Below are 16,073 nucleotides of genomic sequence, written 5' to 3'. Positions count from 1 at the left end.
AGAACAGATGGCATCAATACAAGCATTAGCACAGGTATTAAACAGCATGCAGGTTGTTGATCTCTCCCCAACATTCTCTACAAATATGCCGGGCTGGCATGCCCATCCAAATGTGATGATTGTGGAGGATGCGCGCAATTTTGCCCAGAACGGGTACTTTCTCCAGACCATTATCCTGCCAGAGCATAGCGGCAGCCACGTTGATGCTCCCGCTCATACCCTTCCTGACAAAGCGGAGCAAACCATCGATATATTTCCAGCAAACGCCTTGTTTGGCCCGGCGAAAAAGATAGACCTCACCCAGGAAAACTATGCCCCGGGTGATCTTGTGCCATTACGTAAGGTCGAAGAGGTATTGCAACAGGCAAACATCGGCATTGAAAAAGGGGATATTGTGGTCTTTGACTTTGGCTACGACAAATACCTGATCGATGGAGAAAAGAAACCGCCTCACCAACGAAACTGGTGGGGAGAAAACGAGCCTGGATTGGCCGAGGATGTCTGCCGCTTTCTCTCTGAAACAGGCATCAAAGCTGTTGGATCAGACACACCAGCCTGTGATGTAGCCCAGGTCAATGGCAAGGTAACGGCGGGCTTTGGCCACGGGCGTTATTTTTTGCCCAATGGCATCTTCATCATAGAGGGTCTCTATGGATTAGCAAAGGTACCAACCAGCTTCTATTTTATGGCCTTACCTCTCAAGATTAAGGGAGGGTCCGGCTCTCCCTTGCGTCCAATCGCTCTTTTTGATCCACAATAGTTCTCCGGGAGATACCTCAAGTACACGGGTTGTGTTGCAAAAAGAGGAGGCATAATAAGCCGAGAAGTATGTTGAATGGTGTGAGGAGTGGTGGTTATTTGAAGCAATTTTGATAATTGACACAGAATCTCGAACAGATGAGGCATCAATCTTCGAACAGCGACAGAAATCTTCGAACATCTCTCATTTACCGGTACTTTGTTGATTCGGGACTCTATCCCAGAGTAAACCCATCAAATGATGTTGAATCGAGCGCAAATGGCTCAGAATAGATACACACATTTAGGAGCGCTTTCCCGAATCAACAAAGTATCGTTACAGTGGTGTTCACAAAGATTGAGCTCCCCTACCATGGAGCTTGTGTCACGCTCCCGGAGATGGGATGATGGGCAAGGTAAACCAGAAGGTGGCTCCCTGACCAGGAGCGCTCTCCACCCCAACGCTCCCCTCATGCCGTTCAATAAACACCCGGCATAAATAGAGGGCCAATCCGAAGCTCAGATCCAGTTCATGCTGGACGGCACTGCCTTTGGCGCGATAGAAGCGTTCCCAGATATGATCGAGCTCTTCTCTCGCAATACCCGATCCCTCGTTATGGACTGAGACACGGGCGAGCGCCTCCGCAATTCGTAACTGCACCAGCACAGGCTGTCCTGGGGGAGAATAGGTGAGCGCATTCGTCAGGTAGGTGGTAAGAACGTGCTTGATTCGCTCAGCATCGGCGAGGATAGGCACGCCTTGTTCCAAAGGCGGAGCATCCAATACGATGGTGTGCTCTGGCGCAGCGTGTTGCTGCCCGGCTACCACCTCTCTCAGCAGGGTGAGCAGATCCTCAGGGTTCAAGGACAACGCGAGCATATGGGTCTGGATACGCGCATCATCGATCAAGTCATTGATCATCTGCTGCTGAAGTTGGGCACTCTGCGAGGCGGCTGCCAGGGGTTGCTGAACATGGGCAATGGGTTCGTTTAGCTGAGCACACGGAGGAGCGAGCTGCCCTTTGTAGGTCTGCAATCGGCGCTGTGCTAATTGCAGATTGCCCAGGACTCTCGTCAGTGGAGTGCGCAGTTCATGCGTGGCCAGGGTCAGAAAGTCGCCCGCCAGGCGACTCACTTCGCGCTGGGCAAGTGCTTTCTTCTGTTTCTCTTCCTGCGCGTAAAAACAGTGAATACCCTCAATGAGCAGCATGGTCTGCGCGGTGACGGCTTTCACGAGCGCGATCTCCTCTGGCGTATATGCTCCTTCCGAACTCGCTTTGACGACCATCAGCACACCAACCCACTGCTGTTCCAGAAACAGAGGAAGTAACAGGATGGTCTCGGAGCCAGGGGACACGGGGTAAAGAGACGCCGGAAAAGGCAGTTGTTTCCCGAGGCGTTCAATGGTGTGCAACTGATTTATCGCAAGCACCACCTCCTGGTGGGCGCCCAGGCGAGCGAATGCGACGTCGTCAAGCACTTCTGAACCATGGAAGTATCCCCCGATGTCCCGCCAGTACTGTTCTTGTGCAGCGGTATAACCACTTCCCGCGACAAAATACAGATGGCCCGTTCGATGACCGAGCGCGAGCATATTCACCCGGTGACAATCCAGGACAGACCGGATAACATCCACTACCTGCTGGGCCACGAAAAGCACCGGAGGCGAGAGGAGGAAGGTCTCTTCTGGCAAGGTGTAATCCATCTGCTCAGGAATCTGCTCGATCGCGGTGAGTAGGTCCAACATCGACTCGTGGACACGTTGGAGGTGGGAGATTGCCGTACGTTCCTGGAAGACAAAGACGATTTCTTCCGTGCCGTGCTCTTGATCAATCACGGGAAAGGAGCGAACAGTGACTGTGATCTTGCGCCCGGAAGGCAGATCCAGCAGAAGCGTCTGTTCTGGCGGGCTGGCTCCTGCTTTCCCAGCAAGAGCGAGGTACATCAGCCACTGCCCTGAGGCAACGGATGGTAACGGCTCACCAGAGTGTATGTAGTGCTTGAGAAACTGTTTGTAGTCTTTTCCTTGGCATTGAGCTTGGGAAGCCACTTCAAAGAGCTTGCAAGCAGCGGCATTGATCCGTACAATCTTCTGGTTGCGATCACAGGCAATAAGACTATCCGGGAAAGACTCCCAGACGGCTTTCAACTGGTGAGGTTGCATCTGGTCGTGAGGTGTGATCCCCAAAGAGCGGGAGTGAGGAACCGGCTTCCCTGCAGACGTTCCCCCCCGTTTCAATGTGCGTTGTTTGACATGGTGCGAGCTTTTACCCACCTCAGAGCTTCTTTCGGAAATACTCAATTGCGCTGCAAGCTGAGAAAAAGAACATTATTCTAAGGTCATTATATGTGTCGTAGAAAAGAGACTTCAATCTCACCACACGATGATTGCCAGGGCGAGCACGCTGGTTTGAAAGGAAGGCCGAGTAATGAGGTAGCTCAATCTTTGTGAACACCGCTGTAGCGGTACTTTGTTGACGAGGATGGAAGGGGGAGTAGAATGAAAGGAGAAGAAGAGAGAAAGAGGAGAGAAGAAGATGACGAAACGCATCGAGGTCGCCGCAGCTCCAGGGCCACTGGAGGACTATGCGAGGCACTTTGACCCCATCTTTGGCAAGAGCAATCAGCGCGAAGGGTTCCGCCGCTATCTCGAGGGGCTCTTGCTGCCAAGCGAGCGGAACAAGACCCTTACCGGGCTGGTCAACACCGAGCCACTGGTGGGAGCGCACCAGCCACGAGCGCAAGCCTTACAATGGTTTCTCTCCGAGTCGGACTGGGATGAGCGCAAGGTGCAAGCCGAGCGGCTCACCATCTTGCGCGAGGATCCCAGCACAATGCCGACCAAGGACGGAGTCCTCGTCATCGATGAGACAGGGGATCGCAAGGATGGCCACAAAACGGCTCATGTGAGCCGCCAGTACCTGGCCAATGTGGGCAAGATTGACAATGGCGTGGTCTCCGTCAGCAGTCTGTGGGCCGACGAGCACGTCTACTACCCGCTGGATGTCGAACCCTACACCCCGGCGCTCTATTTTGCCAAGGGGGAACACGATCCAGCCTTTCGTACGAAACTTAAGATTGCCCTGCAACTGGTGCAACGAGCCGTGCAGCAGGCCCTCCCTTTTCGAGCGGTGGTGGCCGATTCCTTTTATGGCGAGGATCGCGGCTTTCGAAGCGGTTTAGCCGATCTGCAGGTCCCGTATGTGCTGGCCCTCAAGCCTTCCCATGCCTGGTGGCATCCAGAAGAAGAAGCCGGAACCTTGCAAGATGTCGCCCACGAGGCTGGATGGAAGGGGAGTAAGCATCCAGGCAAGTGGGTGAGCATCTGCAGGACCTTTCGCGATGGGAGTCAAGAGGACTGGTGGGCGCTGGAGATCGTGGCGGGGCCATTTGGAGCAGATCAGAAGGAACGGGCCATGGTGGTGACGACCGACCCCCAGCAATTGCCTGACACCACGACCTCGTACCTGGTCACGAACCTGCCGGCCTCCTCTGAAATGGAAGCCTCATGGCCTGCAGCCACGCTGGAAGAAGTGATGAGGCTCTATGGGTTGCGCATGTGGATTGAACAGAGCTACAAACAGGTCAAACACGCCTTGGGCTGGTCACAATATCAGGTGAGAAGCGACACCGCGATCCGCCGGCATTGGCAATTGGTCTGTTGCGCGTTCTCCTTTTGCTGGTACCATCTCCGTCATCCGACCGTCTGTGCGACCCACGTGGTCAGCCAGCCGCCTGAACCAGCAACCGCTGCCGCCACCAGTGCCTCGGCCGTACCAGCCGACGCGGGGGAAAAAAATCACCACGGCCCACGAGAGACGGCCGCAGGTGTCGTGGCCAGCAGCCCTTCGAGCCGTGCGGGGATGGCTCGAGCCCTGGATCATGCTCAGGCGCTATTGGAGCGGTTGGTCATCACTGCCCCCGCCTCCTGCCGTGCAACGCCTCTTTCAAGGGCTTGAGCGGGGGCAGGGCCTCGCTCTCTACAGTTCCGCTTAACCTTCGTCAACAAAGTACCGGTAGCGCTGGTTTATTGACTGCGGATTTTGGTCCATTTGAAGCCCATCAAAGAGTGACCAATTGAGCTCATATTACTCAGGATATTCACTCGAAATCCGGCGTGATTCCCCGAGGCAACAAACTAGCGGTAGGTGCTCCCGCTGACGATACACAGAGAGGAGTGATCTCGAACGGTCGAAGCGTTCGAGATCACTCCTCTCCTCCTAAAAAGGAGCGTGAGGCTCACTTCTTCTGCTCCTGTTGCTCTCCCTTTGGGGCAAGGGTCACCAGGGGGAGATCGAGTGTCTCAAAAAAGGACCGGGTCTCCTGTGTGACAGCGTCGTTTATCGCTTGGGGTGCCTGGCGTTGGGCAACTGAAGCAACAACCGTGTGCAATGGCCGCTCTCCCATTGGTTGGGCGATGACTCTGGCCACTGCGTCGGCCACCTCCTGGGGATCGGGAGGCATGGCGGATCGGTTCTCCGCGTAAAACGCCGCCAGAAACTCCTCAAGAGCGGCCTGATACAGGAGAGCACGCTCGGTATCTGCTGCGTTCTGATGTTTCGCAGAGATGGGCGTCGGATAGGTTCCAGGCTCAAGAATGGCAGCGTCGATGCCAAAGGGAGCGAGTTCATAGCGATACGACTCCGTGAGTCCCTCCAGGGCAAATTTCGTCGCTGCGTAGAGTCCAATAAAGGGCAACGCCAGACGCCCGGCAATCGAGCCAATTTGCAGGAGCAACCCACTGCCTTGCTTGCGCATGTGAGGCAAAACCGCGCGATTCACCCGCAACACGCTGAAAACATTGGTCTCGAATTGCTGTTGAACTTGCTCAAGGGTGAACGCTTCCAGCGGGCCTTTATAAGACACCCCGGCATTATTCACCACGACGTCAAGACGACTCGTGATTCCTACAAGAGATTCGATTGCCTGCTCCACGGAAGTGTCGTCCGTGACATCGATTTCAATGCTTTGCAAGGCAAGCTGCTCTCGTTCCGCCAGAGCGCGGAGTTCTGCTGCCGCAGGGGCATTTTTTCCGGCCACAGCACGCATTCCCGCAAAAACGGTGTATCCCTGGCGTGCCAGGGTTTCAACCGTCAGACGACCAAAGCCACTGGTACTCCCAGTGACAAGTATTGTTTGCGCCATCGATAGGTTTCCATTCTTCTCAAAACAGCATGAGCGTCTCTCCGCTCTTCAGAGCAAAAAACGAACGGACTGCCTCTGCCAGTTCGGAGAGCAGAGACAGAAACGTCCCAGGTTGCTCTCCCCCAATGTCGCAGTGATGGTCTCCTCGAAGCCTGTCATCATATCTGATGGCGCGTGCTTCCCTTTCAAACCGTTTCCCCGCTTTCTGGAAGAGGATGACACACTCTCGGATGTCGCTTCTAACATGTCTCACCTGCTCTCAAAATGCAACCTGAAGCAAGGAGCAATGGTGGTTTGTCTCTGATGAAAGACCTTTCACGTTTCGTTTTCCCATTTTTACTGAAAGGAGAGCGCGCAATGTGTTCGAAGATTGATGTTCAGGCTGTAGATAGCAATCTTCGAACAAGGTGCTTTCTCAAGCTCAAATTTGTTCGAGATTCCGTGCCAACTACCAAGTTCCCAGTCTGGTGAAACGAGAAGAGAAGAGGTAGAATAGGCGAGCAGTACAACCAAAGATGAGGGGAACAAACTATGCCACAAGCAGAAGTGCATCAATGCGAGTGTCCTCATTGCCAGCAAGACACGCCTCCTCCGGATCAAAAGCTGCATCAGCAGATTCATCTGCTGATGAGCCGCCTGGATGAACAACAACGTCGCTGGTATGTGGCGGTGGAGTCCAACCGCATTGGGACTGGTGGCGATCGCTTGCTCGCTCAAATCACGGGCCTGGATGAAAAGACCATCCAGCGGGGACGACAGGAACTCGCCATCTCGCTGGAGGAGCGACCAGAGCAGCGGGTCCGGCTGCCAGGGGCCGGTCGGCCACGTGCCGAAAAAAAGACCCGGCGCTAGAAAACACCCTGCAGGGGCTGGTCGAGCCAGAAACGGCTGGGAATCCCATGAGCGAGCAGAAATGGGCGCGTAGCAGTCTGCGCCATCTCGCTCAGCGCTTGAAGGACGCAGGTCATCCTGCCAGTCCCCCCACTGTGGGCCGCCTGTTACGCAAGCTTGGCTACTCACTGCGTGTGAATGCGAAAAAGCGCGAAGCGAGCACTGCCCACCCCGATCGCGAGCCGCAGTTTGAGATCATCGCGAGTCAAAGGCAGATCTTTCAAGCCGCTGGCTGGCCGATCATCAGTGTGGATACCAAAAAGAAAGAGTTAATTGGCAACTTCAAAAACGCCGGGCGAGCTTGGGGGCAAGAAGCCGAGACCGTCAATGTGCATGACTTTCCGCACGATGCCTTGATGCGAGCCGTTCCGTATGGGATCTATGACGTCAGCAACAATCGTGGCTCGGTCTATGTGGGCACCTCCGCCGATACCCCAGAGTTTGCCGTCACTGCTCTGGCCCGCTGGTGGGAAGATGAAGGGCGCCAGCGGTTCCCCTCTACCACGCAGTTGTTGATCCTGGCTGATGCCGGAGGCAGTAATGGTGCTCGGACGCGCAGCATTAAACTCCACCTGCAAGAGCAACTCAGCGATCGTTATGGGCTGAGCGTGACGGTGTGTCATTATCCCACCGGATGCTCGAAATGGAATCCCATTGAGCATCGGCTCTTTAGCCAAATTAGCCTGAATTGGGCGGGCAAGCCGCTGCGTAGTCTGGACATCATGCTCAACTCTATTCGTGGCACCACCACCCAGACCGGCTTGACGGTTCAGGCTGCGATGGTGGACGGCACCTTTGAGAAAGGACAAAAAGTGTCCGATGATCAAATGCAGCAACTTAACATTGAACACCAGAGCGTCTGTCGCCAATGGAACTATACCATCCGACCACGTCTCGCTGTCGATTGAATCAAATCTTTTTCGGTTTGAAGAATATCTTTTCAGCGTATTGTGGCATCTAAAATGCAGGACGGGCACACTTTGCAGCATAACTTTTCCATGCAACCTCACTTTCACTTCTTCTCTATCAAGACCGCCGAAACGGCCTTTTTCCTGGAGAAACGAAAAGTTATGCTGCGCTGCATAAAGCCACTTCTCAAGCCATCTGCAATAGGACAGATGAAAAGTTATAGTGCAGAAATGAGCGTGTTTTGACCTGGCACAGGAGCGAAAAAGGCTCCTGTTTGGCCTGGAAAAGTTATGCTGCACCACACTTTTTTTTGAGCAACATGTAATCGGGCTTCGCTGGCTGATTCACACTACTCTTACTAAAAGTTATCCTGCGGAGAAACGAAGACAATCTCTGCAAACAACACTCGCCGTTCTCGCTGGGGCGACTCAGACCTCAGAAGAGCAGAAAGTTATTTTTTAACGAGTCCTAAGTAGCATCCACCGAGGTAAGACACGCCCCCAGGATTGAACTATAGCCAGGGGAACAATGATTCCCGACACAAACATTCCTAACACTAGGATAGTGAATAGCCATGCCCCCACACTGTGAGGGAAGGCAGGGAGCAGGGCGGGAGCATCCCCTAAGCCAAACTGCCCCCCAAACGCCCAATACACATGAAACACAATAAAGACAATGACCCACCCTAGAGATGCATACCCTGCCCACACAGTTCTGTTTTGTTCCTCACCGTCGCTCGGTTGACTCTCGCTCTTTATCATATGTCTGTCGTTGCCTTTCGCTCGCCAGATTTCATCAGAGTTACACACTCATATGACATGTTGGAAGGAGAAAGTGTGGCCGATAGCAAATACCCATTGTTATCACGCCTCCTGAATCGAGACCATTCCAGGACGGGGGCTAACTGCTGGGTTTCTTGATGATGCCTGGTTTATTCTGCTCTGGAAAGCCCTCCCAAGCCGCATGACAGGTCACTTTCATTCCTTTTCCTCACCTCGTTGCGCAATGCGTGGGCTTTTGCTCGGGTTGAAAGGTGCCATGTCAGAGGCTGAGCTTTTTGTCATGCGCGCCCGCCTGCAAGGGAGTATCCTCAACAAGGCTCGGCGTGGTGCCCTCAAACTGACCTTGCCCATCGGGCTGTGTTACACTGAAGCCGACGCGATTGTGCTTGATCCCGAACGGCCACGTACAATCTGCCATCCGCGAGGTCTTTCTCAGCTTCCAACACACCGGGTCCGCCTGTGCGACCGTGCGCCACTTTCATCAACATCATCTGCTCTTCCCACGGAGAATCCGTCGCGGACCTCATCAGGGAGAAGTCGCCTGGGGAGCGATTCAGCACCATGGTGTGCTTCGATTGAGGGCGTCCGTTCGGGTGCCAGATGACCAGGCTGTGAACAGCCTACGGACAAGATGAAGTTGTCCGTTCCTAACCTCTCCCGCCCTGTCGATCTCACTCGATAGGGGGCGCAGGTGGCGAAGCAAATAAGCCCTGTGCGTACCGGTTAGCCCGGAGAGGGACATGCGGCGCATGTGCGGGAAATCGTCGTACCAAGAGGCATGTGCTGCGAGGAGAGCTGACTAGGGTAAGCGGGTCGAATCCGCGAAGGATAGAGCCACTAAGATAGCACACCCGGCTCAGGACGGTTGAAGAGCCGATGAGATCAGACGAACAGGCTACTTGTGTGTCGTAGCCGTTCCCTCGCTCCACGAGTGCTGTAGAGGCTTCATCACCAAAGCAGGAATGGTCTCAGCGTAGCAAAGGCTACGCATGTGGTTGTCCTACCTACGGTCAAGTGGGTAAAGTGATCTGGCGCTACCGGAGAACCATGTGCTTCTCGCTCCTCCAATTTTGAAGGATAGGTGGTGAGGACACCGAAGGGGGCATATGGGGCGGAACCGCCGTAGTACTCTGAGCGCGGGAGAGCCGCGAGCATGGGGAAGGGCGGTAGTGTTGACCGTGTTTTAGTACCGAAAGACGAGGGAACTAGTTGAACAACGTCAAACAGGAACAAACACACCTTGCCAAAAAGCAAGAGTCAACAGGGAAAGCTGAGTACGCCGAAAGGGGTCCGCTCAGTTTGAGGGAGCACGGTGGAGAAACCTACTTCTGGAAACAGGAGCACAGGCGCTCCACCTTGACTCCACATATCACTCAACATCAATACCATACTCAACAGAAGTGCAATCGCCAGAAGACACTGATGGAATATCCGAACCATTTCTGAGTCTCCTTTTCGTCAATTGAGCAAGACCCTCGGCATTGACACACCTTACATCCCATTTACCACCAGACCTCCAGGACCAACATCATAACCGGTTGAGTTTGTGGAGATTGCCCCCATTTTACGAGCCCGACCATCCAGACGGATCCAATACGCGGAAAACCGACAATCCACCAACCGCTGGTACAGTTGTAATTGAGGCGCTCCCCACCGAATAGACCCGTGGCGCCATTCGCGAATGTGCAACCTGAGCCATCGCTCAAGCTCATCACCCATGCCTGAATATCACGACTATAGGGACCTGGTGCTGGGAACGGGTGGGCAAGCGTTGCTTTCAAACCGCGACCATCACCGGTAGGGTCGGCGTCACAGATCACGTAGTTCGCCTGTGCAGATGTACTGAAACAGGGATCATGAATGATATGCTTCACCCCACAACGCCAGGCATTGGCGCGCGGTGCTGACGTGGAGGTCATCCAACAATCAGCGGGCGCATCGAGGGTTCCCCTAATACCCGAGGGGCTGAAATGAACAACCTTCATCGGTGGTGGAGACACAACCATAGCTCCGCCATTGCTTGGAGAGTGTGTGGGTTGTTCTCTGAATGCTACCTGGTGACACTTTGGCGTTGACAGGACCGCTTTTGGGAATGTAGCATATTTGCTGTTATTATGCAACTCCGCAATACTTTTTTTGGTATTGTCAACTTGGTAGAGAACTGAACAGTATGCTACTATGCTTCATGAAAACAAACACCGCTGCTCCGAGCTACAAAGGCTTTCGCTTCCCACCCGAAATCATCAGCCACGCCGTGTGGCTCTATTTCCGCTTCTCGCTCAGTTTCCGCGATGTTGAGGAACTTCTCGCACAACGCGGGATTGGCGTGACGTATGAAACAGTGCGTCACTGGTGTCTGAGATTTGGGCAAACGTACGCCAATGAATGGCGACGTCGTCATCCCTGTTGCGGTGACAAATGGCATCTGGACGAGGTGTTTCTCACGATTCGTGGCAAAAGACACTCTTTGTGGCGAGCGGTGGATCAAAACGGAATTATACTGGATATTCTGGTACAGAGCCGACGCAACAAAAAGGCGGCCAAACGGTTCTTCTGCAAGCAGCTCAAAGAGCTACAATACGTTCCGCGTGTGATTCTCACTGATAAGCTGAAAAGGTATGGGGCGGCGAAACGTGAAATCTTGCCCGGTGTGGAGCACCGTCAGCACTCGCGTGTTGAACAATCGTGCTAAAAATTCGCATCAACCTACGCGACTGCGTGAAAAGAAGATGCGGCGATTCAAGTCCGCCAAACAGGCACAACGCTTTCTCTCTGCCTCCGGTCCCATTGCTGGGCATTTTCAACCCCGACGTCACCGTTTGAAGGCCGAGGAATACCATGCCATTTTACGAGGCAGATTTCAAACTTGGAATGAGGTGACTGGAGTCAAACTGGTCACGTAGCCACACAGATCCCCTTATGCTTCCTGGCCTTCAATACTTTTCCTCTTCCTAGCTCATTAATGTATTGCATTTCTGCAAACAAGTTGACAATACCGGCAGTCGTTCTCACAAAGCGGGTATTGGGCGCTCCCATTATCGACGCAACTGGCAGCCAGCGATATTACTGCCAACACGGTTACTATCGCTGAAGGCGTCATTCAACAAAGCAAGGAAACTGAGCCAAAGAAGCAGGCACTAAGCCCCCGAAGTGGACAAGAGCCGTTTAATGTTGGGATTTACAATAAAGAGAGCCTGGTTCCTGGTTTCTTTGTGGCATGATTGGTTTTTGTGGTAAGACATTTAAAACCTTTTGCCTAAAACGGGCGTGCTAAGACTAGCGATAGCAAGTAATCATCTTCTAGAGGCATAATATGAAGACCATTATCGTAAGAACCCAGCAGAAAGATCAGGTGATTGATATCACTGATCTCGTTGAGCAATATCTGAGCCAGGAGGGCCCGGAGGATGGACTCTGTTCCATTTTCGTGGCTAATACTACCTGCGCATTAACTACCGCGGACCTGGATCCGGGAACTGACCTGGACCTGCTCGATGCCCTGCGCCATATGCTTCCTCAACTCTCTTATCGCCATCCACATGACCCACAGCATACCCCCGATCACCTGCTCTCTTCGATTATTGGTCCTGGTCTCGTGATACCTTACTCAGATCGCCGGCTTATGCTCGGCACCTGGCAGAGCGTGATCCTGGTCGAACTGGATGGCCCCCGCGAGCGAACTCTCCATCTACAGTTCATCTAAACAATGACAAGCATTGCTCAGTATGTGGAAGCACCCACTGGACGGACTGCCACGCCCTCGATCCCCTGCCCGAAGGAATTGGGGATTGCTTTTCGGATGATATTGAGACTGCCATTCACATCAACATTGATGCGCTTGCCTGTACTGGCGCGGAGTGAATATTGTATTAATTTGATCAGCAAAGTTCCTCTTCACTAAAAACAGGTTGCAAGCCAGTTCATTGTTCCAGGGATATCTAACACATCATTGATATATGCTTTTTCTAACAAGGCACGCGGAGTCAGATTATCGTACTTGCCACGCCACAACTCGACGTCTTTGAGTTCCTTGACTTTGCCTTCGACCAGTTCAGGAACTCGAGAACTCATGGCACGTAATTCGGCGCACAGTGCAGCAGCACTCCCTCCATAGACAACCTCGATGTAGTATGTTTGATCCCGACTATACCAATCCAGATACGCTAACAGGAGCAGCAACGTCCGGTGGACACGTGATCCCGTCCAGGGGAACAGCACAAAACGCCCTTCGGCAAGAGGAACCACACTACTCTTGAGCCATTCGGCACGCCCGGCAAGCTCACGCGCTAACGCTAACCGTTGTTGAGCAATGGGGGAAAGATACGGATACACCGTCTCCTCCTGCAATACCTGGCGCACACGCTGCATTATGTGCTCATGGAAGCTCACACTCCCCATACTCAACCATGCTGGCGTGACAGAGCCTTTCGCTCGCTCAACGTGCACGATTCGACCATGTTCATCGATAGAGATCACCCGCCACGCATAGCCTGCTAGGCCAATGACGCTACCCACTTCGGGCAACTGCTGGATGATGCCCACCTCCTGCATTCCCGCCAGAACCCGGCACTCCTGCTCACTGGCGAAGATGGCGTAAAAATGGTAGTAACCAGAAAGCCGCTCACCTTTCATCCCCACAATCAAAGCCCCCTCGTCCATCAACTGGAGATGATCAAGAGCCACAAGGTGCTGGAGAAACAGCCGATAGTCCTCCAGGCTAATCGCTTTAAATGGCGATAGCTTGAGTACCGCCTGCGCTAATTGGGGCGGCGTCAATTCCGTACGCGCTCGTAATATGCTCATCGTTTGCTGATAGAGCAAACTAAGCGGCATGGTGGGAATATCAGGTGGCTCAATCCACCTCTCTTCAAGATAGAGCTGAATAATCGCTATTGTCTGCAGAAAATTCCATGGCATCTGCTCTAACTCAGCTGGTAACTGTTCCCTGTTTTCCAGCTGCTCGAATGTGTAAAAGCACATGCGCGAGGGGGTACCGCGACGACCAGAACGCCCAAGGCGCTGGACAAAACTGGAAACCGTATGTGGTGCATCGACCTGTACCGTGAGATCGAGATGCCCTATATCAATACCCAGTTCTAGAGAGGAGGTCGCGATGGTACAGGCACGCAGTGACATATCGCGCATCTTTGTCTCCGCGGCCTCACGCAAGTCTGCTGCGATACTTCCATGGTGCACATAGAACCAGTCCATACCTGGCTGCTCTTTCGCCAGAAGAGAGCGTAACTCAGCCGCGAGACGCTCCACCTTATCTCGCCGATTCGTGAATATCAAGGTTTTCTGACACCGTTTGATCAGGGCATAGAGATCCTGGTAGTAACTCACCATCTCTTGCTGCAACTCACTGCGCGGATCGAGGAGAGGGCTGGCAGTCTCCAACTCTCCATGCTCTGATATCTCTTGCACTGATGATACTACTTTCGACGAAGTTGCCTTACGGCGACGTATCCCGATCTCAACTGGAGCCATATCAGCCTGGTACTTTCCCTTCTCAGGGGCTAAGACAAAATGATTCACCCGCAGTTCCACACGTCGGCCCTGCGTTGAATCCTCTACCAAGCGAGCTGGTAGAGAAAATTGATCGCTGCTCTCCAACCACTGTAACGCAATACCCGTATCACCAATGGTTGCGGAGAGACCAATGCGCCTCACTGGTCGACGCAAAGCATGCTCCAGGCGCTGCAGTTGACAAAGCACCTGCTGACCGCGCTCAGTTCCGAGAAACGCATGAATCTCATCGATAATGATAAAGCGCAAGTCGCCGAAGATTGTCTTCAATTCCCCTGCGCGGTTCATCAACAACGCCTCCAGCGATTCAGGCGTGATCTGCAGAATGCCACGCGGCTGCCGCAAAAAGCGTGTCTTCTGACTCTGGGCAATGTCCCCATGCCAACCCTGCAGCGGAATATCAGGCTTCTCCTGTAGTAGCCCCTGTATCCGCTCAAACTGGTCATTGATAAGTGCCTTCAGCGGCCCGATGTAGAGGGCACCAACCGACTGGGCTGGTGCTTCATCGAGCAGGGTGAGCACTGGCAGCATGGCGGCCTCGGTTTTCCCGCTCGCGGTGCCACTCATAATCAAGATATGCTCATTGGTATCCAGAATAGCCGGGATCGCGGCCTTCTGGATCTCTCGCAGGTCAGTCCAGCCATGGCGGTAAATATAGCTCTGAATGAACGGCGCTAAGCGTTCAAAGGGGTCTCTCTGGCTCATAGGGTGAAGCTAGCGAATGCTGAATCGTCATCAATAATTTCAGTCTGAGCGGTCAATTCCTCGGGATTCGTCTGCTGGCGCGAGGCGACAAATTCCTGCTTGTGAATAATACCCGTGAAGGTAAGCGTTTCGTCGCGCCGCATTATCTCCATCACAGCGATAAAGTCGCGCGTGACCTCGCGTGGCGTCAGATACTGCGCCGAGCCGATTTGCGCCGTCACCACTTCCATAAACTGCTGGATATCGTTGTCCGTGATAGTGGTCTCGTATTTATAATGCAGAGCGTGAATATGCCGCAACTTCTGCAACAGGACAAAGAGCTCTTCATTAGTCAACGTATCCAGGCGAATGATGGGACCTGCAAAGGAACGCCGCCCATTCTGGGAGAAACGGCTCTCCTGCAAACGCGAACGCAGCGCCTCATAGCTATACAGGCCGCGTTTCGTATCTTCCACCAGTTGAGGCGTGCCGCTGAAGATCAAGCCAATGTGCTGAGCGACACCCTGATTGACGTCATTGAAAAGCGTTAAGAGTTGCTCATAGTTGTTGTTACGTGAGACAGCGTTACTGATCTTATAGAGATTGACTGCTTCATCAAAGAAGACGATCAACCCCTTGTACCCGATCAATTGAAAGAAGGCAGCGAAGAGCTTGAGGTAGTTATACCAGTCTTTATCAGTCACCATCGATCTGACTTGCAGATCGGCAAAGACCTCACTCTTCACCTGGTATTCACCACGCAGCCAGCGTATGGCGTGTTCCATCTTCGTATCGTCGCCTGCCTGATACGCCCGCCAGTATCGGAGCAGAACACGAGCAAAATCGAAACTATTGGATAAGGAGCTGATCGAACTCAGCGTCTCCTGCACCTTCTGCTCAAGCAAGAGCGTGAATTTGGGGTCATCAGGGAGTAGATTGGCGGAGCGCATCGTCTCTTCCTGGATCGAGTTCATCCAATGTTCCAGCAGAGGGGCAAAAGCGCCGCCCTCAGGACGCGTCCGAATGGCCATATTCTTCAAGAGTTCGCGATAGAGGCCAAGCCCCTGGCCTTTCGTCCCGGTCAAACGACGTTCAGCGCTCAGATCGGCATCCGCCACGACGAAATTACGCTGGAGCGCGTAGTTACGAATGACCTGGAGCATAAAGCTCTTGCCCGAGCCATAGGGTCCCACCAGCAGGCGAAAGCTCGCCCCACCGCTTTGAACCCGGTAATCCAGGTCATCGAGCATCGCCTCGACCTCGGTTTTACGCCCCACCACGACATGTTCAAGACCAATACGGGGCGTCACCCCATTGCTAAATGCCTGTAAAACAGCGCTGCTCTGGCGCGGTGAAATTTTCCGGTCCGTCATAAAATAGTGCTCTTCCTTCTCTACT

11 protein-coding genes and 2 pseudogenes are annotated in these 16,073 nt (G+C 53.4%); 7 read left to right on the top strand and 6 right to left on the bottom strand.

Annotated features, from left to right (window positions below):
- Positions 1-7: 7 nt before the first annotated feature.
- Entirely contained in the window at positions 8-760 is a 753-nt protein-coding gene (locus KTE_RS37465) for a cyclase family protein (RefSeq protein WP_201390821.1), read from the top strand.
- Positions 761-1,123: 363 nt separating this feature from the next.
- Here KTE_RS37465 and KTE_RS37460 read toward each other — a convergent pair whose 3' ends face one another.
- The gene (locus tag KTE_RS37460) at positions 1,124-3,013 is read right to left on the bottom strand and encodes an ATP-binding protein (RefSeq protein WP_201390819.1); all 1,890 of its coding nucleotides are present in this window, start codon (positions 3,011-3,013) and stop codon (positions 1,124-1,126) included.
- A 262-nt stretch (positions 3,014-3,275) separates the two neighbouring features.
- Here KTE_RS37460 and KTE_RS37455 point away from each other — a divergent pair, with 262 nt between their 5' ends.
- Entirely contained in the window at positions 3,276-4,697 is a 1,422-nt protein-coding gene (locus tag KTE_RS37455; protein ID WP_201390817.1) for an IS701 family transposase, read from the top strand.
- Positions 4,698-4,977: 280 nt separating this feature from the next.
- Here KTE_RS37455 and KTE_RS37450 read toward each other — a convergent pair whose 3' ends face one another.
- Positions 4,978-5,883, bottom strand: coding sequence for an SDR family oxidoreductase (locus KTE_RS37450; RefSeq protein WP_201390815.1), 906 nt, complete (start codon positions 5,881-5,883; stop codon positions 4,978-4,980).
- 531 nt (positions 5,884-6,414) lie between these two features.
- On the opposite strand from KTE_RS37450, the gene KTE_RS37445 reads away from it, so the two are divergent.
- The 3 genes from KTE_RS37445 (at position 6,415) to KTE_RS37435 (ending at position 9,069) form a co-directional block, all read left to right on the top strand.
- Entirely contained in the window at positions 6,415-6,735 is a 321-nt protein-coding gene (locus KTE_RS37445; protein ID WP_201390814.1) for a hypothetical protein, read from the top strand.
- 8 nt (positions 6,736-6,743) lie between these two features.
- Positions 6,744-7,682: an ISAzo13 family transposase gene (locus tag KTE_RS37440; RefSeq protein WP_307812051.1), complete on the top strand. Its 939-nt coding sequence runs from the start codon at positions 6,744-6,746 to the stop codon at positions 7,680-7,682.
- A 1,039-nt stretch (positions 7,683-8,721) separates the two neighbouring features.
- Positions 8,722-9,069, top strand: a complete 348-nt coding sequence (locus tag KTE_RS37435) for a hypothetical protein (protein WP_201390813.1) — start codon at positions 8,722-8,724, stop codon at positions 9,067-9,069.
- Between the two features lie 898 nt (positions 9,070-9,967).
- Here KTE_RS37435 and KTE_RS37430 read toward each other — a convergent pair.
- Positions 9,968-10,465, bottom strand: coding sequence for a hypothetical protein (locus KTE_RS37430; RefSeq protein ID WP_201390811.1), 498 nt, complete (start codon positions 10,463-10,465; stop codon positions 9,968-9,970).
- A gap of 185 nt (positions 10,466-10,650) precedes the next feature.
- Between KTE_RS37430 and KTE_RS37425 the strand changes: the two are divergent.
- Positions 10,651-11,368, top strand: a pseudogene (locus KTE_RS37425) (IS6 family transposase).
- Between the two features lie 410 nt (positions 11,369-11,778).
- On the top strand, positions 11,779-12,168 hold the full coding sequence (locus KTE_RS37420; RefSeq protein WP_201390809.1) for a secondary thiamine-phosphate synthase enzyme YjbQ: 390 nt from the start codon (positions 11,779-11,781) through the stop codon (positions 12,166-12,168).
- A 17-nt stretch (positions 12,169-12,185) separates the two neighbouring features.
- Here KTE_RS37420 and KTE_RS50135 read toward each other — a convergent pair.
- The 3 genes and pseudogenes from KTE_RS50135 to KTE_RS37410 all read right to left on the bottom strand — a co-directional run.
- Positions 12,186-12,320 (bottom strand): annotated as a pseudogene (locus tag KTE_RS50135) (RNA-guided endonuclease TnpB family protein); the annotation flags it as partial.
- Between the two features lie 42 nt (positions 12,321-12,362).
- Positions 12,363-14,696, bottom strand: a complete 2,334-nt coding sequence (locus tag KTE_RS37415) for a DEAD/DEAH box helicase (protein ID WP_201390807.1) — start codon at positions 14,694-14,696, stop codon at positions 12,363-12,365.
- Complete coding sequence (locus KTE_RS37410; protein ID WP_201390805.1) at positions 14,693-16,048, bottom strand: ATP-binding protein; 1,356 nt, start codon at positions 16,046-16,048, stop codon at positions 14,693-14,695. Before KTE_RS37410 ends, KTE_RS37415 begins: the two co-directional genes overlap by 4 nt.
- Between the last annotated feature and the right edge of the window lie 25 nt (positions 16,049-16,073).

This window comes from Ktedonobacter sp. SOSP1-85, assembly GCF_016587415.1.
Taxonomy (GTDB): Bacteria; Chloroflexota; Ktedonobacteria; order Ktedonobacterales; family Ktedonobacteraceae; genus Ktedonobacter.
The sequence above is the reverse complement of the archived record's forward strand: the minus strand, read 5'-3'. Positions and strand labels throughout refer to the sequence as shown.